This window comes from Bacillus crepusculi, from assembly GCF_014764715.1.
Taxonomy (GTDB): domain Bacteria; phylum Bacillota; class Bacilli; order Bacillales; family Bacillaceae; genus Bacillus.
Genome location: NZ_JACXXE010000002.1, coordinates 417,467 through 441,001 on the forward strand (window position 1 = coordinate 417,467; position 23,535 = coordinate 441,001).

21 protein-coding genes are annotated in these 23,535 nt (G+C 41.5%); 15 read left to right on the plus strand and 6 right to left on the minus strand.

Features of this window, described 5'->3' with window-relative positions:
- Window positions 1-9: 9 nt before the first annotated feature.
- Both IEE86_RS06050 and IEE86_RS06055 read right to left on the minus strand, forming a co-directional pair.
- Window positions 10-582 (minus strand): TetR/AcrR family transcriptional regulator, encoded by a 573-nt coding sequence (locus IEE86_RS06050; RefSeq protein ID WP_191096395.1) that lies wholly within the window; start codon window positions 580-582, stop codon window positions 10-12.
- An 89-nt stretch (window positions 583-671) separates the two neighbouring features.
- Window positions 672-3,203, minus strand: a complete 2,532-nt coding sequence (locus tag IEE86_RS06055; protein WP_191096396.1) for a PEP/pyruvate-binding domain-containing protein — start codon at window positions 3,201-3,203, stop codon at window positions 672-674.
- 281 nt (window positions 3,204-3,484) lie between these two features.
- On the opposite strand from IEE86_RS06055, the gene IEE86_RS06060 reads away from it, so the two are divergent.
- The 3 genes from IEE86_RS06060 to uvrA all read left to right on the plus strand — a co-directional run bounded on the left by IEE86_RS06060 (window position 3,485) and on the right by uvrA (window position 8,901).
- Window positions 3,485-3,730: a CsbA family protein gene (locus IEE86_RS06060; protein ID WP_008348197.1), complete on the plus strand. Its 246-nt coding sequence runs from the start codon at window positions 3,485-3,487 to the stop codon at window positions 3,728-3,730.
- 301 nt (window positions 3,731-4,031) lie between these two features.
- Window positions 4,032-6,017, plus strand: coding sequence for an excinuclease ABC subunit UvrB (gene uvrB, locus IEE86_RS06065; protein WP_191096397.1), 1,986 nt, complete (start codon window positions 4,032-4,034; stop codon window positions 6,015-6,017).
- A gap of 7 nt (window positions 6,018-6,024) precedes the next feature.
- Complete coding sequence (gene uvrA / locus IEE86_RS06070; protein WP_191096398.1) at window positions 6,025-8,901, plus strand: excinuclease ABC subunit UvrA; 2,877 nt, start codon at window positions 6,025-6,027, stop codon at window positions 8,899-8,901.
- A 201-nt stretch (window positions 8,902-9,102) separates the two neighbouring features.
- Here uvrA and IEE86_RS06075 read toward each other — a convergent pair whose 3' ends face one another.
- A complete protein-coding gene (locus tag IEE86_RS06075) occupies window positions 9,103-9,333 on the minus strand; it encodes a hypothetical protein (RefSeq protein WP_191096399.1) in 231 nt (76 codons plus the stop codon).
- A gap of 195 nt (window positions 9,334-9,528) precedes the next feature.
- Between IEE86_RS06075 and IEE86_RS06080 the strand changes: the two genes are divergently transcribed.
- The 5 genes from IEE86_RS06080 (at window position 9,529) to IEE86_RS06100 (ending at window position 15,501) form a co-directional block, all read left to right on the plus strand.
- Window positions 9,529-9,864: a magnetosome magnetite crystal formation protein family gene (locus IEE86_RS06080; protein ID WP_191096400.1), complete on the plus strand. Its 336-nt coding sequence runs from the start codon at window positions 9,529-9,531 to the stop codon at window positions 9,862-9,864.
- 11 nt (window positions 9,865-9,875) lie between these two features.
- A complete protein-coding gene (locus IEE86_RS06085) occupies window positions 9,876-10,967 on the plus strand; it encodes a DUF4097 family beta strand repeat-containing protein (RefSeq protein WP_191096401.1) in 1,092 nt (363 codons plus the stop codon).
- 6 nt (window positions 10,968-10,973) lie between these two features.
- Complete coding sequence (locus IEE86_RS06090; protein ID WP_060698416.1) at window positions 10,974-11,168, plus strand: PspC domain-containing protein; 195 nt, start codon at window positions 10,974-10,976, stop codon at window positions 11,166-11,168.
- On the plus strand, window positions 11,169-11,555 hold the full coding sequence (locus tag IEE86_RS06095; protein ID WP_191096402.1) for a phage holin family protein: 387 nt from the start codon (window positions 11,169-11,171) through the stop codon (window positions 11,553-11,555).
- A gap of 94 nt (window positions 11,556-11,649) precedes the next feature.
- Entirely contained in the window at window positions 11,650-15,501 is a 3,852-nt protein-coding gene (locus IEE86_RS06100; RefSeq protein WP_191096403.1) for a lamin tail domain-containing metallophosphoesterase family protein, read from the plus strand.
- Between the two features lie 30 nt (window positions 15,502-15,531).
- On the opposite strand, the gene IEE86_RS06105 is transcribed toward IEE86_RS06100, so the two are convergent.
- From IEE86_RS06105 to nagA, 3 genes are read right to left on the minus strand one after another with little or no spacing between them, the layout of a single operon-like run.
- Entirely contained in the window at window positions 15,532-16,257 is a 726-nt protein-coding gene (locus IEE86_RS06105; protein WP_191096404.1) for a GntR family transcriptional regulator, read from the minus strand.
- An 18-nt stretch (window positions 16,258-16,275) separates the two neighbouring features.
- Complete coding sequence (gene nagB, locus IEE86_RS06110) at window positions 16,276-17,001, minus strand: glucosamine-6-phosphate deaminase (RefSeq protein WP_191096405.1); 726 nt, start codon at window positions 16,999-17,001, stop codon at window positions 16,276-16,278.
- Window positions 16,982-18,190 carry an N-acetylglucosamine-6-phosphate deacetylase gene (nagA, locus tag IEE86_RS06115; RefSeq protein ID WP_191096406.1) on the minus strand — a complete coding sequence of 403 codons (1,209 nt, stop codon included), beginning with the start codon at window positions 18,188-18,190 and terminating at the stop codon, window positions 16,982-16,984. The genes nagB and nagA overlap by 20 nt, the downstream gene beginning before the upstream one ends.
- A gap of 177 nt (window positions 18,191-18,367) precedes the next feature.
- Between nagA and hprK the strand changes: the two genes are divergently transcribed.
- From hprK to IEE86_RS06150, 7 genes are all read left to right on the plus strand, one after another.
- Window positions 18,368-19,300 (plus strand): HPr(Ser) kinase/phosphatase, encoded by a 933-nt coding sequence (gene hprK / locus IEE86_RS06120; protein WP_191096407.1) that lies wholly within the window; start codon window positions 18,368-18,370, stop codon window positions 19,298-19,300.
- 11 nt (window positions 19,301-19,311) lie between these two features.
- Entirely contained in the window at window positions 19,312-20,136 is an 825-nt protein-coding gene (gene lgt, locus IEE86_RS06125) for a prolipoprotein diacylglyceryl transferase (protein ID WP_191096408.1), read from the plus strand.
- A gap of 20 nt (window positions 20,137-20,156) precedes the next feature.
- Window positions 20,157-21,101, plus strand: coding sequence for a nucleoside recognition domain-containing protein (locus IEE86_RS06130; protein WP_191096409.1), 945 nt, complete (start codon window positions 20,157-20,159; stop codon window positions 21,099-21,101).
- Window positions 21,098-21,748 carry a pyrophosphatase PpaX gene (ppaX, locus tag IEE86_RS06135; RefSeq protein WP_191096410.1) on the plus strand — a complete coding sequence of 217 codons (651 nt, stop codon included), beginning with the start codon at window positions 21,098-21,100 and terminating at the stop codon, window positions 21,746-21,748. Before IEE86_RS06130 ends, ppaX begins: the two co-directional genes overlap by 4 nt.
- Window position 21,749: 1 nt before the next feature.
- Window positions 21,750-22,268, plus strand: coding sequence for an acyltransferase (locus tag IEE86_RS06140; RefSeq protein WP_191096411.1), 519 nt, complete (start codon window positions 21,750-21,752; stop codon window positions 22,266-22,268).
- A gap of 68 nt (window positions 22,269-22,336) precedes the next feature.
- Window positions 22,337-22,765 carry an Rrf2 family transcriptional regulator gene (locus IEE86_RS06145; protein ID WP_003213266.1) on the plus strand — a complete coding sequence of 143 codons (429 nt, stop codon included), beginning with the start codon at window positions 22,337-22,339 and terminating at the stop codon, window positions 22,763-22,765.
- Between the two features lie 88 nt (window positions 22,766-22,853).
- Complete coding sequence (locus tag IEE86_RS06150) at window positions 22,854-23,495, plus strand: NAD(P)-dependent oxidoreductase (protein WP_191096412.1); 642 nt, start codon at window positions 22,854-22,856, stop codon at window positions 23,493-23,495.
- The last annotated feature ends 40 nt before the right edge of the window (window positions 23,496-23,535 follow it).

The following is a 23,535-nucleotide window of genomic DNA, read 5'->3' on the forward strand; positions in this document are numbered from 1 at the left end:
TTTCACCCTTTAAGTGGGAGAAATTCCTCTCATGAAAATGTGTGTGCATGTCTCAATAAAATCTTCTTTCTGTGTTAAAACGAGTTGGAAGTCCTGCTCTAGCTGTTGAATAAAAAATCCGAAATACGTACTAATGAAAATATCTGCGTAGATGGCTTCATTTCCTTTTAATACATGATGCTGTTTACTCATCGTTTTGAAATATTGTATCAGCATTTCCCTCAGTTCTTGAGGATAAATTTTTTCATGACTTGTCAAATCCTTAAACATAGCTGGTTCTCGCATGCTGATGTAAATAAATTCTTTATTAGAAGTCAAATCTTCAAGGAAATAGTTGCCGAGAAACTTTAAATCGGTGTATAAATCTCCTTTAAATTCTGCTTCTAAGGTTTTTGTTGGTGTTGATTTCATTTTCATAATGGCAGCAATCACGCCGCGTTTGTTTTTAAAGTTGCGGAAAATGGTCGCTTCACTCACATTCGCTTTTGTCGCTATTTCTTTGGTTGTCGTTTTTTGATAGCCCTTTTCAGATAATAGATCCATTGTTGCGCGAATGATTCGTTGATTTGTCGATTTTAACAAGCATACTCACCTCAGGTTATGAATGTGTTTGCAACAAAGTAAGTATACCGATAAAATCTATGACCGCCAATATGATCCAAACGATAAGGTTATGCCCTTGAATGCTGCTTTAATAATTGAATACGTCCATTGGCACCATCTACTGTCACAAGGTCACCTGATTGGAGTTTTTCAGTTGCTATTCGGGTTCCTAGGACTGCAGGTATCATATATTCTCTAGCGATAATAGCGGAATGTGACAAAATGCCGCCAGAATCGGTGATCACTGCTTTTGCGTCTCTAAATAAGCTCGTCCATAAAGGTGTGGTTGTTTTGCAAACTAAAATGTCATCCTTTTGAAATTGTGAAAACTCATCTGCGCATGTAATGACTTTTACTCTTCCGGAAACAATGCCGCTTGACGCTCCAATTCCATGGATCACATCGTCTGTATTGTTGTCATTTTCTCTTAATGAACCGAGCGTTCTTTCCACTTGCTCCAATTCAGCCTCAGTTGGAGAGCCAGTATAAGCTGGTGGTTGAATGGCTTCATTTTCTTTCATTTCAATTTTCCTTTGCTTGATGACCGAATCAAATGAGATAGAGGTTGAGAGTGCTTTGTGTACTTCTTCATCGTAGAGATACCAAAGATCTTCTTGGTGAGGAATGGCTCCTTTTTGTGCAAGAAGTTCACCAATTTTTAATAGGTATAGTCTAGCTTTTGCATCTAGCATCGCATCAATGTAAAAGTGATGATCATCACGAATATTGGCTGCCTGAAGGGCAAAGTGATAAAGGGCCTCAAATTTTGCTTTAAACGCCTCATCCTTCACTTGACTCATAAATTGCTCATAAGTCTCACGTCTTTTGCTCACTGCTTGAGCAAATTCTTCATTAAAATCAGATGGGTGGTGAATATGGTTTCTGATGATGTCTAAGACAAATTCAGGGTTCTCTACCCATGTTTCTTCTGTAAGGTCATGACTTTTTACAGACCGCCAGCCGTAGATTTGGAGAAATTCCTCCACTTTTGAAATGAATTGTTTTCCTTTCTCTGTGTGATTAAGTGCATATAACAGTTCTGGATTCGCTTCATGATTCGTAAATGCATGAAGAAGTTCTGCATCTTGAAGGACATCATTTGCTAGATCAGATAGCTTCTGGTCTGTTTCAAGAGATTTGTTCATCACACCTATCATCATCTCATGTAACAGGACGACTTGTTTTTGATCACCAGTATAGGTTACAAGCATGTCTTCGATCATAGCAGAGAGTATAACTTGTGGTATGACGATATCAAAATGATCCTCGTACGCTTGTATATAAAAAGCCTTTAATTCTTCGAACCCAATGATCGCTTCTTCAATGGTGATAGGCTCTTCTATTTGACGATCGAGTTTTTCGTAAAATGGAAAGAAGTTTTGCTCTAGAATTTCATACATACGTTCACTTAAATGGGGAAATAACTCAAATATGCTCTCATCAAAAGCTTGTTCAGTCCCTGTTCCTGCTTCAGGTTTAGACGGTGCAGAGTACAGATGACCTCTATAAAGTTTGATATCTTTAATATTGAGGTCAGGTACTTGATATTTTTCTCCATTTTTTTTCATCCCGCTTTTTAAAGCAGGAATGATTAGGCTTGAGAAAAGAGGGCTCGTTGGGCCTGGCATATGATCGTCCATTGAAATCCAGAAATCCTGCAGCTCTTCTGGCTGTATTTGAAAAGAAGCACCGGCTGCTTCATTTGCTGTTTTTGGTAGAGAAGCGGTAATCGGTCTTGCTTGAAGCAAATAAAAAGTACCTTTTGATATGCCGAATTCAATATCTACCCCATGTCCGTAAAGGGCCTCTACTTGTTTGGTGATTTGCGTGATTTCTTTCAATTGATCATGATGCAGGCAGAACTGGCCAGCCTTTTCCTCAGATACCGGCTGTTCAATGACACCCTCTTGGTAAGGAACAATTTGTAGTTCTTTCGTCCCTAATGATTTTTCAATAGAAAACGTTTCTTTGTCTACAATAAACGTGTCTGGTGTCACAAGTCCGGAGACGATGGCTTCACCTAAACCATAGCTTGCTGTCAGCATCATTTCGTTTGTTTTTCCCGATACTGGATTCTCACTAAAAATGACACCGGAAACGTCAGACTGGATTAATCCTTGAACGACCACAGCCATGAGCGGAATCTCTTCCTTGTTTTCATCCATCTCTTCTTTATATTGTGTGACTCTCGCTGCAAAATAAGAAGACCAGCATTCTTTGACAGCAAGTAAAAATTCTTCATTTGTTTTGATATTTAAATAGGTCTCGTACTGTCCTGCAAATGAGGCGCCTTCGAGATCTTCAGCAACAGAAGAGGATCGAACTGCAACTGAGGGATACGTCTTCCGCAATGATTGAAAGGACGAAAGTAGCTCTGCTTCCATTTGTGAAGGAAACGATGCTTCTTTGATTTTTTGTGCAAGGTTTTGTTCTGCAGGCTGCAGATTGTGATATGAAAGAAAGCTTGCAAAGCTGTTGGTTTTGATAATAAATCCATCTGGTACTGGCAGACCGTGATTGTTTAATTTGATTAAATTCACGCCTTTTGCCCCTGCGAGTGCTGCGGACTCTTCAGCCGCATGAAATAAAACTGAATACATGGGAATGCCCCCTTATCCAAATAGCCAATGGTTTGTCTGTCTCTCTATTTTTCAAAATGATAGTGCGCACTATCATTTTAATCATAGGATTTATTGGATGTTACTGTCAAAGACGTAAAGACCTATCTTTACAAAGGGGACAATCTCACTATTTCCTTCTATGTCTATAACAAAAGTCTCCGAACAAAAAGAAAAATAGATGAAATTCAAAACTGTGAATTGTTCAATATGCCAATCTTTACTATAATCAAGGGAGTAGACCATGAAGAGGGAGGGTTTTTGTGATTACAAAAGCCATATTTGCACTTGTTTTTCCTTTCCTGCTCGTAATTTTATTTTCAAAGGTGACTTACAATCATTACGTGGGCATTGCATTAACAGCAGCGCTTTTATTTGCCTCGTATATGAAAGGCTATACAGAAACCTACTTTATCGTAGGATTAGATATTATTTCTTTAGTAGCTGGGGCGTTGTTTATGGCTAAGAAAGAAGTCGAAAAAAGAGAAAAAGCTGAAAAACATCATTGATGTCCTCGTCATCAAGAGCATGATGGCTGAAAGCTGACATTTTTTATCATGAGCTGTACTTACGATTTCAAGTAAGTGCAGCTTTCTTTTTGTGATCTTTTCTGCTCATCGAATATCTCGCTCTAAAATGTTCCATACTGAAAGGAAGGTTTTCATAAGAGGGTTATTTGCCACGGGAGAGAGGGTATGACTGTATTGGAAATAAAAATCAAGTGAGACACGAACTTTAGTTCGTATTTTTGTGTTCTTTTATGATAATATATTCATTAGATAGATTTCGTAACGAAACGGAGGCTTTGATGTGAGTGACCGCTTTGAATTAGTTTCTAACTATCAGCCCCAAGGAGATCAGCCAAAGGCGATTGAAAAGCTCGTGGAGGGGATCCATCAGGGGAAACAGCATCAAACGCTGTTAGGTGCTACAGGTACGGGAAAGACCTTTACTGTATCCAACCTGATTAAAGAAGTGAACAAACCGACACTTGTCATTGCGCATAACAAGACACTTGCCGGTCAGTTATACAGCGAGTTTAAGGAATTCTTTCCGAATAATGCTGTTGAATATTTTGTGAGTTACTATGATTATTACCAGCCTGAGGCATATGTGCCTCAAACTGATACATTTATTGAAAAGGACGCCAGCATCAACGATGAGATTGATAAGCTGAGACACTCCGCCACATCGTCGTTATTTGAGCGGAGAGATGTCATTATCATTGCTAGTGTGTCCTGTATTTATGGCTTAGGTTCGCCTGAGGAATATCGAGAGCTTGTGCTGTCTTTGCGCACTGAAATGGAGATTGAGCGCAATCAGCTTCTTCGTAAGCTGGTGGATATTCAGTATTCTCGTAATGATATAGATTTTCAGCGCGGAACCTTTCGAGTACGAGGCGACGTCGTTGAAATTTTTCCTGCTTCACGAGATGAGCATTGTATCAGGGTGGAGTTTTTCGGTGATGAAATTGAACGTATTCGTGAAGTGGATGCACTGACTGGGGAAATTCTCGGTGATCGTGAGCATGTTGCTATTTTTCCAGCATCTCACTTCGTCACAAGAGAAGAAAAGATGGAAAAAGCGATTATCAATATTGAACAAGAGCTTGAGGAACAGCTGGAAAAGCTTCGTGAAAACGGAAAATTGCTTGAAGCACAGCGTCTTGAGCAACGGACAAGATATGACCTTGAGATGATGAGAGAAATGGGCTTTTGTTCAGGAATCGAGAACTATTCAAGGCATCTGACCTTGCGTCCTCCTGGTTCAACACCTTACACACTGCTGGATTATTTCCCGGATGATTTTATGATTGTTGTCGATGAGTCACACGTGACCATCCCGCAAATCCGCGCCATGTACAATGGGGACCAAGCGAGAAAGCAAGTGCTCGTTGATCACGGATTCCGCCTGCCATCAGCACTTGATAATAGACCGCTCACCTTTGATGAGTTTGAAAAGCATATCAATCATATTGTGCATGTATCCGCAACGCCAGGGCCGTACGAGCTTGAGAAAACGCCAGAGGTCGTGGAACAAATTATTCGTCCAACAGGTTTGCTTGATCCGATCATTGAGGTTCGTCCAATTGAAGGTCAAATTGATGACTTAATTGGAGAAATTCATGCAAGAGTTGAGAAAAATGAGCGTGTGCTTGTGACCACTTTGACGAAGAAAATGTCTGAGGATCTGACTGATTACTTAAAAGAAATCGGGATTAAGGTCAATTATCTGCATTCAGAAATTAAGACCCTTGAGCGGATTGAGATTATTCGTGATTTACGTCTCGGTAAATATGATGTACTTGTTGGAATTAACCTGCTTCGTGAAGGGCTGGATATTCCAGAGGTGTCGCTCGTGGCGATTTTAGATGCGGATAAGGAAGGCTTTTTACGCTCTGAAAGATCCCTCATTCAGACGATTGGCCGTGCAGCAAGAAATTCAGAGGGCAGGGTCATTATGTATGCAGACAAAATGACGAAATCAATGGACATTGCGATTCAAGAAACGAAGCGGAGACGAGAACAGCAAGAGGCATATAACGAGAAATTTGGGATTACCCCGCAAACGATTCATAAGAAAATTCGAGATGCCATTAAGGCAACGAAGATACATGAGGAATCGGAAGAATATGAAACAAATGCAGCACCAAAGCTGTCGAAAATGAGCAAAAAAGAACGAGAAAAAGTGATTGAAAAAGTCGAGATGGAAATGAAAGATGCAGCAAAAGCGCTTGATTTTGAAAAAGCAGCAGAATTAAGAGATCTATTGCTAGAGCTAAAAGCGGAAGGATGATTGCCTGATGGCTATGGAACGAATAGAGGTGAAAGGTGCTAGAGCCCACAACCTTAAAAATATTGATGTCAATATCCCGCGTGACCAGCTAGTGGTCATTACGGGTTTATCTGGTTCGGGCAAATCGTCGCTTGCCTTTGATACCATTTATGCAGAAGGTCAGCGTAGGTACGTTGAATCTCTGTCAGCATATGCGCGCCAGTTTCTCGGTCAAATGGATAAACCGGATGTGGATGCCATTGAAGGTCTTTCTCCGGCGATTAGTATTGACCAGAAAACAACAAGCCGAAACCCTAGATCAACGGTTGGAACGGTCACTGAAATCTATGATTACTTACGTCTATTGTATGCTAGAGTCGGAAAACCTATTTGTCCTATACACGGAATTGAAATTACGTCACAAACGATTGAGCAAATGACAGATCGTATTTTAGAATATCCAGAAAGAACGAAACTGCAAGTGCTTGCTCCGGTCGTATCTGGCCGCAAAGGAACACATGTCAAAGTTCTTGAACAAATTCGGAAGCAGGGCTATGTTCGCGTGAGGGTCGATGGAGAGATGGAGGACCTTTCAGAAGATATTGAGCTCGAAAAGAATAAAAAGCATTCCATTGAAGTCGTCATTGACCGGATTGTGGTGAAGGAAGGTGTGGCGGCAAGGCTGTCTGATTCACTTGAAACAGCTCTCCGTCTAGGTGAAGGCCGGGTCATGATTGATGTGATTGGACAAGAGGAGCTATTATTTAGTGAGCATCATGCTTGTCCGCACTGCGGGTTTTCGATTGGTGAACTTGAGCCGAGAATGTTCTCGTTTAACAGTCCTTTCGGCGCCTGCCCGAGCTGTGATGGACTTGGTTCTAAACTAGAAGTCGACCCTGAGCTTGTCATCCCTAATAAGGATTTGACTTTACGACAGCATGCCATTGCACCATGGGAGCCGCAGAGTTCACAATATTATCCGCAGCTTCTTGAGGCTGTATGTACACACTATGGCATCGACATGGACATTCCAGTCAAAGATATACCGTCGCATTTATTCGATAAAATTTTATATGGCAGCGGCTCTGAACTGATTTATTTTAAATATGAAAATGATTTTGGTCAGGTGCGTGAAAATGAAATTGAGTTCGAAGGTGTCCTGCGTAACATTGAAAGACGTTATAAGGAGACAAGCTCTGATTATATTCGTGAGCAAATGGAAAAATATATGGCCAATCAGCCTTGTCCGACATGTAAAGGATATCGTTTGAAAAAAGAGACGCTTGCCGTTCTCATCAATGGCCAGCACATCGGAGAAATTACCGATTTGTCTGTCTCTGATGCACTAGATCTCTATGAAAAAATCGAGTTATCTGAGAAAGATATGCAGATTGCCCAGCTCATTTTACGTGAAATCAAAGAGCGCTTGTCCTTCTTGAATAATGTGGGATTAGATTATCTGACATTAAGCCGATCGGCTGGTACACTATCAGGTGGTGAGGCGCAGCGGATTCGTCTTGCGACTCAAATTGGATCAAGACTGACAGGTGTGCTTTATATATTAGATGAACCATCCATTGGTCTGCATCAGCGCGATAATGACCGTTTGATCGGAACATTGAAAAACATGCGTGACATCGGAAACACACTGATTGTCGTGGAGCATGATGAAGATACAATGCTTGCCGCTGATTATTTGATTGATATTGGACCGGGAGCAGGGGTTCATGGGGGAGAAGTGATTTCGGCTGGAACGCCAGAAGAAGTCATGAAGGACTCGGCATCTTTGACAGGCCAATATTTATCTGGAGAGAAATTTATCCCTCTTCCGATTGAGAGAAGAAAGCCTGACGGTCGCTACATTGAAATAAAAGGTGCAAAAGAAAACAATCTGAAAAACGTCAATGCGAAGTTTCCTCTAGGCGTCTTTACAGCTGTGACCGGTGTGTCTGGCTCAGGGAAAAGTACGCTTGTGAATGAAATTCTATTGAAATCACTTGCGCAAAAACTGCATAGGGCGAAGACGAAGCCAGGGCAGCACAAAGAAATCAAAGGAATGGATCATTTAGATAAGGTCATTGATATTGATCAATCTCCAATTGGCCGTACACCAAGATCAAACCCTGCCACATATACAGGTGTATTTGATGACGTGCGTGATGTCTTTGCACAAACCAATGAAGCAAAGGTACGAGGCTATAAAAAAGGCAGATTCAGCTTTAACGTCAAAGGCGGACGCTGTGAGGCGTGTCGTGGAGATGGGATTATTAAAATTGAAATGCACTTTTTGCCTGATGTGTATGTACCTTGTGAAATATGTCACGGGAAACGTTATAACCGCGAGACACTAGAGGTTACGTATAAAGGAAAAAACATTGCTGATGTTCTTGAAATGACTGTGGAGGACGCACTGCAATTTTTCGAGAACATCCCGAAAATTAAGCGTAAGCTTCAAACGATTTATGATGTTGGGCTAGGATACATTACACTTGGACAGCCTGCGACGACGTTGTCTGGGGGAGAGGCGCAGCGTGTGAAATTGGCATCTGAGCTTCACCGCCGTTCAAACGGAAGGTCTCTTTATATTTTAGACGAGCCGACAACTGGTCTGCATGTCGATGACATTGCCCGTTTATTAAAAGTGCTTCAGCGTTTGGTTGAAAACGGGGATACGGTATTGGTGATTGAACATAACCTTGATATCATCAAGGCTGCTGATTATCTTGTTGATCTCGGACCAGAGGGTGGTGCAGGCGGCGGAACGATTATTGCCTCTGGAACACCTGAGCAAATTGCCAAAGAAGAAGCTTCTTACACAGGCCAATACTTGAAGCCTATTTTAGAACGTGACCGTGAACGAATGAAGCAGTTGGTCAAAGAAACGGAAAGTGTGACTTCATCATAAAAAAACCCTCTTTTAAGAGGGGTTCAGAATATTGACAAAGGGCTAAAATGATGTTTATTTTAGCCCTTTGTCTTCTTTTCAGCTCAGCGTGATAGAAAACCTTTGAAGTCTAGGAAGGGCGAGCACCGGAGCACAGTCCTGACAAAGAATGCGAGGGTTTGCCTACACGCTGAAACCCCTCTTGATCGAGGGGTTTTCCTTTTATTGCACATCTTCCTTTGGCATTAAATGACTGAGTTGCGTTAAATCCTTTAAAATATGGGTGCTGCTGCTGTCCAGTAGTACTTTTAAATAACGGATATCACCATATTTCGGATGAGACGGATGAATCGACTCAAGCTCTTTGATCATATCGCTGTTCATGCTTTTCTGTTTCTGTATCAGGTCTAAAAGCGTTTGGGCCGTCTGGTTTGAATTATGATGATCTGTCAAAATAATTACCCCCTATAATGATAATCACCATCTTTTCAACATATTTTAAAGGGTAATGCGTGAAGAATCTACACTTAGGTGGAAAAAGAAATAATTTGTGTCTAAGGTCATATGTAAATCGGATGATTTTGAAACTTTTTATACGCAATAAACGTATGAGTTAGAAAGGAATTTTCGTCATGAAGGAGCGAATATATGAATAGAGATCAGTCGATCATTGCATCTATTTGTTATTTTAGTGTATTTTTTATGCCGTTTATTGTACCGATTGTGGCGTATTTTGTAGTAGACCAAAAGGAAACAAAACGGCATGCAATGCGGGCATTATGGTCACATCTGCTGCCAGTTGCAGCGTCCGTTATATTGGTTTTTGGGTCCATCCCATTTTTATTAGCGACGCAGGCGAGCGACTCGGTCATTCCAGTCATGACGGTGTTCATCCTGTCCTTTTTAGTGGCCATTGGCTTTTTGATCTCAGTCATTTGGAATATCATTCAAGGCATTAAAGTACTTCAATCTATCAAATCTTAGGAGGGCTTTGTATGAATGAGAAAGAACGAATTTTAAAATTAGTAGAAGACGGGACATTATCAGCAAAAGAAGCAATTACGCTTTTAGAAAAGCTAGAGGAAAGCCAGTCTGTCTCATTAGAAAAGTCGACAGCTGATCATACCTTTCATGAAGAAAAGGCTGGAGCAGAAAGCAAAGAAAACACCACCGAGAATCTTGGTGCAAAGCTGTTTGGCTGGTTAGATTCTGCGGTGAAAAAGGTAAAAGATGTGGATCTTGATTTGAACTTTGGACAGTCAGTCGATGTTGAGCATATTTTTCAGTTCAATGACGCCTCACTCTCTCATTTAGATATTCAATTGGCCAACGGCAGTCTCAATGTGATGCCTTGGGATGATGGGGATATTCGAGCAGAGTGTCATGCGAAAATTTATCGGGCAGAGGACGGAGAGCAGGCAAGACAGCAATTTCTCAATCAATTGGATTGCGGGCTTGAAGGTGATAAATTTTTTATTCGAACGGAAAAGAAAACGATGAAAGTCAATGTCACTTTATATGTACCGCGTATCCAATACGATAAGATCAAGGTGAAGCTGTTTAATGGACCGATTCGCGGGGAAAAGCTAATGACAAAAGAACTTGCTGCGAAGACCACAAATGGCGTTGTCTCTTTTGCGTCGTTACAGGCAGACAAAGTCGGAATTGAAACAGCAAACGGACAAATAAAACTGGCTGATCACGAGTGTGGTATGATTGAAGTAGAAACCATCAATGGGCTCATAGACCTGCGCGGGAAAAGTGAATCAATTGATGCCCAGAGCTTTAATGGGAACATTGCTGTTCAGCTGTCGGATGAGAAGTGCCGTTCAATCTATGCGAAAACGACAACAGGCAGTGTAGACGTTCAGATCCCGCGTGCATGTGCAGTGACCGCTGAGCTAAAAAGCAATCTCGGGTCTATTTCTCACGATTTGCTTGATGCAGATATGGTTAAAGAGAAAAATGAAACGTTACAAAAAGAGAAAATGATCAAAGCCAATCAACAGGCAGTGCACAGTATATCTATTTTTGCAGAAACAAAAACGGGTTCAATACAAGTAAAGCACCAATCAGACAAGGAGTGATTCTACATGAAGAAGCTTTATCGTTCAGCAACAGATAAAAAAATAGCGGGAGTTGTTGGTGGACTTGCCGAATACTTAAGTGTGGATGCATCCCTGCTTCGCATTTTAACGGTGATTATCGGGTTTTTGACAGCATTTATGCCGATCTTCCTGATTTACTTCATCTGGTATTTTGTTGTTCCGGAAGAAGGCACCAACTAAATGTTTAGATGGATCGTCAGTATTTTAGTAAATGCATTACTTTTAATCGTCATTGCTGGATATTTTGATTCGGGTATTTTGCCAGGACTCGGAAGTGTGTATATTGAAGGGTTTGGCGCAGCCGTTGTGGCAAGTATCATTTTGTCCTTGCTCAATATTTTAGTGAAGCCGTTTTTGATCATTTTAACACTGCCAGTAACCGTACTTTCACTAGGATTGTTCTTATTTGTCATTAATGCCATCACACTGATGATGACATCGAGCTTTATGGGAGATAGTTTTAACATTGATGGGTTTGGAACGGCCATTTGGATGGCTGTCATTTTATCCATTTTCCATCTACTGATACAAAAAGGAATCGTGGAGCCGTTAGCGAAAAAAAGCTAACGGTTTTTTTGTGCAAAATAGAATCGTTTCCTCGTTCCATCTGTCATAAAAACCACCTTCAGGAGACACAATATCCGAAGGGAGGTGGTGCACGATGGTGAACGTGAGCAGACAAATCATGCTTTTATGTTTTTTTATCATTCTTTTTGGTTTCAATCAGCCTGCTTCAGCAGGGTCCATGCAAACACAAGTGAATATACCGAACAAGCCGTTTTCGCCTTTTATTTTTGACCAATTTCATGTGGACGTTCGTCCAGTTCAAGGAAAAAGCCGTGATCTTCAGTTTCGGGCATCTATTAGTCAGTCAGAGCACATTTTGTCTGCAAACTTGTACTATAAACAAAGTGATGAACTGGGCTACCGCTTGATTCCAATGGAACGGTTACCAGGAATGAAGCCAGAATTCACTGCGAAAATTCCGCCTGATCAATTATGGAATTCAACAGTTCATTACTATACAGAGTTCCTTACGCAGAAATCTGTGATCAAAACGGCGCAACAATCTGTTCACTTAAACGGATTTGAAGAAGACCTTTCACATATACCGGACTTACTCATCACGGAGATTGTCGTCAATTCTAAAAACCGAAAAGGCCAGGATGCATTTGAATTTATAGAAGTTTATAACACGACACATGCGCCTATCTCTCTTCAGCATTATCAGCTGCGCTACCGCAATCCTGCGCATGGCACAGAGATGGATGATGTGTATTCCTTTCACACAAACCGAGTCACCATTTCACCTGGAAAGCCTTATGTTTTCTGGTTAAGAAAAAAAGGGCAGGAGCATTTAACAGTAGCGGACTTTAATGAGATGTACAAAAGTCACTTAAAAGAGGGCGAGCATCTATCCGTCATCGAAAGCAAAGGGCTGTCCAACTCTAAATCTCGACTTGTTTCAATCACAACAAATATAGGTGAAGAGATTTCTTCAGCAGCATTTCGTTTAAAGTCATCATTGTTGAGCGAGCACAAATCCTTACTGTTCAAGTATCCGATGGATGGGACGCCGCAAATGAAGCTGATCTCGAAAATTGAGGAAGAACCTACACCTGGAAAAGTACTAAAAGCACAAATTCCATCTGAGAAAAAAGAAATTTCTCAAGATATTCATAAACCTGTCATTGAAGATATGACGGTGAGGAAACCGGTAAAACCAACTGAAGGCATAGAGATTAAAGCGGATGTACAGGATGATCAGGTCGTCAAAACCGTCAAGCTTCTCTATCGAACGAATCGGAAAGATCATTTCAAGGAAATACTGCTTCAAAAAGATCATAATGATCGGCTTTTTCATCACATTATTTATTCGCCTGAGCTGATTGGTAAAGAACAGTTGGAATATCAGCTTGAAGCATCAGACGGCGAAAATGTAGCAAAGACAATGAAAAAAACGATTGATGTGGAGCAGATCAGTAAAGCCCACGGCCTTCGATTCAATGTAGAAGAGGGGGCTACGGTTTCAGGGATATTCTCATTAAAGGCAACGGCTGATCAGCAAAAAAGAATTGAATTGATGATAGATGGAAAGCGGAATCGGCAAGTATTTTCTTCCCTTGAAGCAGATCCATACATCGCATTTGATGTCAAAGGGACAAATTTATATTTTAAAAATGGAGTGTTCATAGGTAAGCACTTACTTTCTACTTTTGATGATTCGACAAAAGTGTATCGTACCTATACAATGCCAATATCAGAAGCAGAGATGAATCAAACAGGTCCACAAACGATTTCTATTCATGCTGGAACGAAGTCTTCTCCGGTAGACCGCCTACCTGGGGAGAATCATGATGATTTTGAATTGAAAAATGTCCGGATGATTTTATCGAACGGAACACAAATTTTTCCAGTTGATTTTAGTCCGCAAAAAGAATGGAAGATGGGAGACGGTGGCAATGCCAAAAAGGTCAGAACGTTTCAGTTTGAAATCCCAAAAGAGGCGTATGTTTCAACCTATATTCAGTGGGATACTAGAAGGCTGAAAGAAGGAACACATCTTATCGAGGCGAAAACAGCAGAAGAGCATGCATCTGTACGTGTGAAAGTCGATAACACAGGTCCGAAAATCAAGACCAACATACAAGCAAATGAACAATATAAAGGAGCCTTTACGTTAAAGGCAAAGGTAACGGATCGATGGAGTAACATAGAGGACGTAAAGGCATTTTTAGATGGCAAACCGATTTCTTTGCCTTATCAGACATCTTCTAGTGAAATAGACCCTGGGAAGCACACGTTTACGATTAAAGCAAAAGATGCCGCTGGGAACATGTCTACTTTGAAAAAAGAATTCAAGACAGTACATGAACACCCTGAGACACCAGAACGAGTGTCAGATAAGACAAAGGTGCAATCGTCTAAGCAAACTGTGTTAACGAAGGACCCAACAAATGATAAGTTAGATTACTCCTTTTATCGTGCCTATCAATATACATCGCTGCATCCATCAATGAAGATTTTTAAATATGCAGCTGAGACTGAACCACCAAAGAGTTTTAACCAGACAGGGGAAACAATCTTTTCTGATCAAGAAAGGAATCGCATTGCATTTGCTGATGGTAAGGCAGTTGAAACGAAGGATTTACAGCGCTTCCCCTATCACCGTTTTCAAATCAAGGTTCATCATGAAGTACGTGAAAAGGATGTCGTTGAAGCTGTGTGGAAAGGAAGTTCTTTGACAGGGAGAAAGGTGACCATGTACGCATGGAATCATCAGCAGGAAAAGTGGGATAAAATCACTCATCATTTTGCAAAGGATCAAAAAGAATTTTACCTGAAAGGACTGCTGTCAGTAAGACAGTACATGAAGAATCAAACATTTGATTTGCTTATACAGGATGAAATCAGCAAAACGCGAAAGCCATATAAAATGGTATGGATGTCTGACACACAATATTATGCAAGGAGCTATCCGCATATCTTTAAACAAATGGTCGAATGGATCAGAGACGAGAGAGATCAGTTAAACATTCAATATGTGTTCCATACAGGGGATATTGTGGATGATTCAAAGGATAAGCAATGGAATCGTGCCGATACATTTATGCGTGTGTTAGACAATCATCAAATCCCTTATGGTGTTTTAGCAGGAAACCATGATGTCAGACACAAGGACGGTTTTTATGCGGAATATGGGAGATTTTTCGGAGCGAAACGCTTTGCAGAAAAGCCCTACTATGGTGAATCCTATCTAAACAACCGAGGTCATTACGATCTTATCTCTGCCGGTGGCAATGATTATATGATGGTGTACATGGGCTGGGGAATTAAGCAAAATGAAATCGATTGGTTAAACCGAGTGATTTCTGAGCATCCAGATCGTATCGTCATTTTAAACTTTCACGAGTATTTGTTAGTCAGTGGAAACCGAAGCCCGATTGGGGACCTCATCTTCCACCAAGTGGTGAAACGTCATCCGAACATTGTGGCAGTATTTAGCGGCCACTATCACGGAGCGAGCAGGAAAGTAGATGAGCTTGATGATGACCATGATGGCAAAGTGGACAGGAAAGTATATCAAATACTTGCTGATTATCAGTCAGGCCCTGAAGGTGGTCAAGGGTTTATGAGGGTGATAACAGCTGATCAAGAAAAAAATCAGCTTCATTTTACGACATATTCACCTTACTTGAACCAAGAGCATTTCTATGATCCTAAAACGTATGGAGATCAGGATGAGTTTTCAATTGATGTGGATTTGACACCGAAAATGAAATCTGTCAAAACCAATTATTTTGAACTCAATGTATATACAAACGTTCTTCTAGGAGAAGCCCGAGGCGTGAAAAGCGGCAAAAAAGCAAGCTTTGAATGGAAAGGCTTAAAGCCAAATCAAGACTATTATTGGTATACTGTTGCAAAAGATCGTTTTCAAGGGAAAGCTGTTTCACCTATATGGAAAATCCATACAAAAAATGAGAACGAACCAACATTTCTCCGGAAATAAAAAAACTGTGCTTCGCTTTAGGAGCACAGTTTATCTTTCCATAGTATGAATGAGCTTGTAACGATCCCCTCTATAAACGGAAAGAACATATTCAAATGGAATGTTATTTTGGAAATAAGTCGTTCTTGCAATGGACAGCACAGGATCGCCTGTTGAGATAGACAGCACGTGTGCTTCTTCCTTTGAGGCAATATTGGCTTCAAGCTCCTGTTTTGCATGGGCAATTGCAAGGCCGGTGCTATTTTCGATATATTCATATAACGAGCCTGTTAAATGTTCCCTTGTTAAATCTCCTGCAAATGTTTCGGGTATAAAGCTCGTTTCAATCGCCATCGGTTCCCCATTTGCAAGACGTATCCGTTTTAGTTCATATACAGCATCGCTATTTGACAGTTGTAAAACTGGTAGCAAGTGCTCTGGGCATGCGGTTTTTTTGAAGTCAATCAGCTGGCTTGAAGCCTTTAGCCCGCGTTGGCGCATATCTTCTGTAAAGCTTGTTAAGCCTTGAAGCGGTTGTTCAAACTTTTTTCGGCTAACAAAGGTGCCTTTTCCTTTTTGGCGATATAGATATCCTTCGTTCACAAGGTTCGATAAGGCTTGTCTGACAGTCATTCGACTAATACCAAAGCGTTCGGCATATTCTCTTTCAGAAGGAATGAGTGTATCAGGTGCTAATGTTCCATCCTCAATCTGTTTTTTCAGGTTCTCCATAATCTGATGGTACATCGGAATAGGTGACTGCTTATCAATAAACATGTGAAAATCCTCTCGTGTTTAGCGTAGTGAACCAGCTTCTCGATCAATGAATATCGTCACATCTTGATGAAGTTTTAGGGCAGATGCAGGGAAGTCTGGGTGAATTTCCGTCTGTTCTAAATATTGTATCACTTTCGCTTTTGATTTTCCTGATGCAAGAAGGAGAATTTTTTTACTTGAAAGAATGCTCGCAATTCCCATTGTGATGGCATGTGTAGGTACCTCATCCATAGAAGAAAAGTGTCTTGCATTGGCTTGACGGGTGTTTTCATCTAATTGAACAACATGAGTCTTTGAGTCGAAAGGGGTACCTGGCTCGTTAAAACCAATATGTCCATTTTGTCCGATTCCAAGAAGCTGCAAGTCGATGCCCCCTACATCTTGAATGAGCTGATCATATCTTAAGCATTCTTCTTCCAAATGAGATGCACCGCCGTTTGGTAGGAAATACTGATCCTGAGGGAGATCAATATGATCAAATAAATGACGTTTCATGTAGGTCATATAACTATTTTCATGATTTGGATGAAGTCCTGCATACTCATCCAAATTAACTGTACGTGTTTGTTTGAAAGACAATTGTTTCGCTTGATGAAGGCGGATTAATTCTTTATAAGTATCGATAGGCGTACCGCCAGTTGCTAGGCCGAGCACTGCATCTGGTTTAGATGCGATTGTACGCGAAATGAGGGCAGCTGCTTCTTTTCCTAATTGATCTTTATCTTCAAATTCGATGATGTTCATCCGTGTGTGTCCTCCCTTTTTCAAAGACGATTTGTCCGCGGCAGATGGTCATCATCAGTTCGCCAGATTGATTCCAAATGACCAAGTCTGCCAGTTTTCCAACTTCAATAGAACCGAGCTGATGATCAAGCCCTAGCTGAGCGGCTGCGTTGGTTGAGGTCATCTTCGCAATCTCGGTCCACTCACAATGAGTGATCTGTTTCATCCGTTTGACGCCATCTTTCATTCGTAAAATTGACCCTGCAAGTGTACCATCTGACAGCAATGCCCTTTCACCGCTGACGGTGACAGTCTGGCCGCCAAACTCGTATGTTCCATCCCCTAGACCTTTTGCACGCATTGAGTCTGTGATCATCATCAAACGATCACTTCCTTTTGCCAAATACGTAAGCTTGATAGAAAGAGGGTGTGAATGAATGCCATCTGTGATCAGCTCAGTATGAAGGCTCTCATTTGTAAGAGCAGCACCTACAGCGTTTGGCTCGCGATGCTGAAACGAACTCATTGCATTATAAAGATGCGTTACATGGCGCGCACCATGCCTTGATGCTAATTCAATCATGTCATGAGGTGCGTTCGTATGTCCAATAGAAGGGATGATGTTTTTTTCTTGCAAAAGGGAAAGAAAAGCAAATTCAGGATCTTCCTCTGGTGCAAAAGTGACAACTTGAATGAGCTGTTCAGATGCGTCTAACCATTTCTCAAAAAGCGGGAGGTCAGGCTGCTTAATCCATTGAGCAGGTTGTGCACCCGCTTTATCCTTAGAAATAAATGGACCTTCGAGGTGGATACCTAAACATTGTGCCTGTCTTCCTGCTTGTGCCTCATTATATGGTTTCCACTGAGCGACATTTTTAAGTGCTTTCTCAATCTCTTGATGGCTTTGTGTAATGGTTGTTGCTAAAAAGCTTGTCGTTCCTTCTGACGGTAAGTTGTCAGCAAGTGTATTCATGGCTTCTGGTGTTGCATCCATCATGTCAGCACCATATCCGCCATGGATGTGAATATCAATCATTCCGGGAAGTAAATAAAAGTTTTCCCGGGAAATATATCTTTTTTCATAATTTCCTGTCGGTGGTGATGTTGAAATATAGTCGATCTTGCCATCGCGTAAACCGACAAACCCGTGTTCAATGATCTGTGTCTTTGTCACAATATGAATATTGGAGAGCAATAAAGAGCTGCTCATGATTGTGCCCCCTTATTCGTTGTCTTTAGCTTTAGTTTACCCTTTTTAAGTATAGTTGTCTATACCAGTTGAGAGAGTGAAACAGGATCAGGATAAAATACTGTTTTGGGTTCATCATTGAAAGTGATAAAATAGAGCTGTATTTCTGAAACGCCTGTGATAAAAGGAGGAAGAAGCGTGCCGAAAGTTCGTACGAAGGACATAATGGAACAATTTCATCTTGAACTGGTAAGTGGGGAAGAAGGGATTAATCGTCCTATTACAATCAGTGATCTTTCCAGACCAGGTATTGAAATGGCTGGATATTTTACATATTATCCAAAAGAAAGAGTTCAACTTTTAGGGAAAACAGAGCTTTCCTTTTTTGAACAACTCCCAGAACGCGAACGAAAGCAGAGAATGAGATCTCTTTGTACAGATATTACCCCTGCTATTATTTTGTCACGCGATCGTGAAGTGCCAAAGGAATTAATTGAAGCATCAAATGAAAATGGGGTGCCAGTTTTACGATCAAGCTTAAAAACGACAAGACTTTCGAGTCGGTTGACCAACTTTTTAGAAAGTAAGCTTGCACCAACGACTGCCATTCATGGCGTGCTTGTAGATGTATATGGTGTAGGTGTTTTGTTAATTGGGAAAAGCGGAGTAGGAAAAAGTGAAACAGCCTTAGAACTTGTGAAGAGGGGACATAGACTGGTCGCAGACGATTGCGTGGAAATCCGTCAAGAGGATCAGGACACGTTAGTTGGGAGTGCACCAGAGCTGATTGAACACCTTCTGGAAATCCGTGGTTTAGGCATTATTAATGTGATGACCTTATTTGGAGCAGGCGCCGTCAGAAGCTATAAGAGAATTACAATTGTGATGAACCTCGAGCTTTGGGAACAAGGCAAGCAGTATGATCGTTTAGGGCTTGAAGAAGAAAAGATGCGGATCATTGATACAGATGTACCGAAGCTGACCATCCCTGTACGTCCAGGACGAAATTTAGCTGTCATCATTGAGGTGGCTGCGATGAACTTCAGATTGAAACGAATGGGACATAATGCAGCGGAACAATTTACAAGTAAACTTGCCGATGTCATTGAAGACAATGGCCAGGATGAATAGGAGTTGTCTATATGAACGAAGCGATTCAACCAATTGATCCGATTGCTTTTCAGCTCGGTCCTATATCGGTTCATTGGTATGGTGTGATTATAGGGGTCGGAGCCTTGCTTGGACTCTGGCTCGCACTGAGAGAATGTGAAAAAAGAGGGATCAATAAAGATACATTTATTGACTTAATTTTATTTGCGATTCCGATCGCCATTATTTGTGCACGAATTTATTATGTGTCCTTTGAATGGGACTACTATCAGCAGCATCCAAATGAAATCATTAAGATTTGGAATGGCGGAATTGCCATACACGGCGGGCTGATCGGTGCAGTGCTGACAGCCATCGTCTTTACAAAAGTGAGAAAGGTGTCCTTTTGGAAAATAGCCGATGTAGCAGCACCTAGTATTTTACTAGGGCAGGCGATTGGGCGTTGGGGGAACTTTATCAATCAGGAAGCGCATGGTGAAGCTGTTTCGAGAGCTTTTTTAGAAAATTTGCATCTGCCTGAGTTTATCATTAACCAAATGTATATTGATGGGACCTATTATCACCCAACGTTCTTATACGAATCATTATGGAATCTTGCTGGCGTTGTGATATTGATTTTATTACGTAGAACATCGCTGCGCAGAGGCGAAATCTTCTTGTCTTATTTAATTTGGTATTCAATCGGTCGTTTCTTCATTGAAGGCATGAGAACAGACAGCTTAATGCTGACAGAGCATCTTCGAATTGCCCAGATGATTTCAATTGTGATATTCGCGGTGGCTATTCTACTGATTACCTATAGAAGAATGAAAGGGTACGCATCGATTCCGTATAAAGAGAACAACTCATCGAATTAAGCAGGGGGGAGCCAGAAGAGATGGGAGAGACATGGAAAAACGGCTTAAAAGCCGGGCTATCGACAACTTGGACACTTGGAAAAGTCATCTTTCCGGTTACCATTCTGGTCAGTATCTTGCAGCATACGCCTGTAATGGATTGGATCATACAATTCATTCGTCCTTTTATGGGGTTGTTTGGTCTTTCAGGAGAAGCGGCGATTCCGCTTGTATTAGGAAATATGTTGAACTTGTATGCGGGTATTGCTGCTATCTTGACATTAGAGCTTCCTGTGAAGGAAGTGTTCATTTTAGCGGTGATGCTATCCTTTTGTCATAACCTGATTATCGAATCGACAGTGGCGGCAAAGGTTGGGCTGAGGGTGTCTGTGATTTTGCTAGTCAGAATCAGTCTTGCTGTTGTTTCCGCTATTGTCATTCATCTCGTTTGGCAGGGAGGAGAAGAAACGGCACAATATGGTTTGCTTACAGCTGCTCAGACGGCTGATGTGCCTTCAAGCTGGTACATGATGATCCTTCTTGCTTTACAGAAAGCCGTTCTCGGTGTACTTCAGCTTGCCTGTATCGTCATCCCTCTTATGATCATTATTCAATTCATGAGAGATTTAGGGTGGCTCCATACGCTGTCTAAATGGCTGTCCCCATTTACGAGAATGCTTGGAATGAAAGAAAATACGTCTATGACGATGGTGGCTGGATTAACCATTGGTCTGGCTTATGGAGCAGGCGTGATGATGAAGGCGGTGGAAGAGGACGGTGTGAGTAAAAAGGATTTAACCCTTTCCTTCATTTTCCTTGTTGCTTGTCATGCGGTGGTCGAAGATACACTGATTTTTATTCCGCTTGGGATTCCAGTGTGGCCACTTCTTGTCATCCGCCTTATTTCTGCGATTTTATTGACAGCTGCCATTAGCTATATTTGGCGGAAGCGGGAACATGCAGCTGTTAGAAAGGAAGCCATATGAACGACTCAACGATCAATACAGTGCTATTTGATTTAGATGGCACGTTAATCAATACAAACGAATTAATTATTGCTTCATTTCAGCATACGCTGGATCATTATTACCCTGGCCAGTACAGCCGTGAGGATATCCTTCCATTCATTGGTCCATCATTGTTTGATACATTTTCTGCGATGGACCCAGACCTGACGGATGAGATGATTCAGATGTACCGAACGTTTAATCATGAACAGCATGATCTGCTTGTGACTGAGTATGAGGCCGTTTTAGATACATTGAAAGTCTTGCAGGATCGAGGATTTAAGCTTGGGATTGTCACTACGAAGATACGAGATACGGTTTTAATGGGATTGAAGCTGACAGGTTTAGAGCCGTTCTTTGAGGTCATTGTGACGCTTGATGATGTACAAAATGAGAAGCCGCATCCGGAACCAGTCCAACTAGCATTATCCAAGCTTGGCAGTGATCCACATGAAGCGATAATGGTCGGCGATAATTATCACGACATTTTGTCTGGTCAAGCAGCAGGGACAAAAACGGCAGGTGTCGCTTGGTCCATTAAGGGAGAAGAGGCCCTTTTAAAGCATCGCCCTGATTTCATGCTGAAGAAAATGAGTGATCTTCTGGCGATTGTTGGAGCTGATTAAGTTGAGAAAAACAGATCGTTATCCTGTACAAGGGGTCAATTCGCTTAGACAAGTCTATCGGACGGTCCCCTTTCTCAAGGTTGTGAAAAACTTTATCTTTATTCAATTGGCACGGTACACGCCCTTTATGGGAATGAAAAACTGGATTTATCGCACCTTTCTTCGGATGAAAGTTGGGGAGGATACGGCGTTTGCCTTAATGGTGATGGTCGATCTGATGTTTCCAGAGAAAATCACTGTCGGTCGAAATAGTGTGATCGGTTATAATACGACCATTTTGTCCCATGAGTATTTAATTAAAGAGTACAGACTTGGGGAAGTCTATATTGGGGATGAAGTCTTAATTGGAGCAAATTCAACCATTCTACCTGGAGTGACAATTGGTGATGGTGCGATTGTATCGGCGGGGACTCTTGTGAACAAAGATGTTCCGGCAGGCTCCTTTGTTGGTGGCAATCCAATGCGTATGATTTATACGAAAGAACAAATGGAAGCACGTCCATCTATGTCTGCTGAGTAGCTCGGCAGACTTTTTGTTGACAATCTGACTTGGTGTAACTATAATGATTACAACAGAGGTGAGAAAACATGAAAATCAGCAGCAGATTTACTGTCGCTGTCCATATTCTGGCCTTGCTATCACTTGAAAAAGGATCATTACAGACATCGGAGGATATCGCAGGAAGTGTGAATACAAACCCAGTGGTCATCCGCCGCATTATGAGTAAATTAAAAAAAGCAGGCCTGATCTCAACGAGTCTTGGCAAAGGTGGTTCTCAGTTGAACCGCAGTGAAGATGACATCACACTGCTTGATGTGTATAAAGCGGTTGAAGTCGTGGACGAGGGGGAATTGTTTCAAATCCATGAAAGCCCAAATCCTGACTGTCCGATCGGTGCAAATATTCAAGCGGTGCTCGAATTGATTTTGTGCCGCGCTCAAAGTGCGATGGAGCAGGTGCTTGCTGAGATCAAATTAAGTGAACTAACGCAGGTGTTAATCAAAAAAATTGGATGATCTATTCAATTTTTTTTACCTCTGTTGTAACCGATATGGTTACACCTTGCGTTATAAAAATAAACCCATATTTCTAGGAGGAGTTAACATGAAAATTGGAATCATTGGCGCAACAGGTAAAGCAGGACAAGAAATTGTAAAAGAGGCACAATCAAGAGGGCATGAAGTGACGGCCATCGTCCGAAATGCACAAAAAGTGACAGATTCATCTGTAGCTGTTCTCGAGAAGGATGTGTTTCATTTGCAAGTAGAAGACATCAAAGGTTTTGATGTCATCGTGAATGCATTCGGTGCACCAGCTGGGCAAGAGCATCTTCACGTAGAAGCTGGGAAAAAGCTCATTGATCTTTTAAAAGAGACGCCGGAGACTCGTTTAATCGTTGTGGGTGGAGCAGGCAGTCTATTTGTAGATGAGGCCAAAACAACAAGACTTGTGGATACACCAGAATTTCCAAAGGAATATATTGCAACAGCTTCACAGCAAGGAGAAAACCTAAAGGATCTTCAAAAGACTGAAGGGTTAAAATGGACCTTCCTCAGCCCAGCTGCATTCTTTGATCCAGCAGGCAAACGTACAGGCTCTTATGTGAAAGGAAAAGACAATCTCATTGTCAATTCTAAAGGTGACAGTTATGTGAGCTATGCCGACTACGCCATTGCACTGGTGGATGAAATTGAGCAGGCTGCCCATGTTGGAGAACGTTTTACTGTTGTGTCTGAAGCAGAATAAGTAGAAAAACATGCGTTTCATTGTCGCTAAAAAACGATGA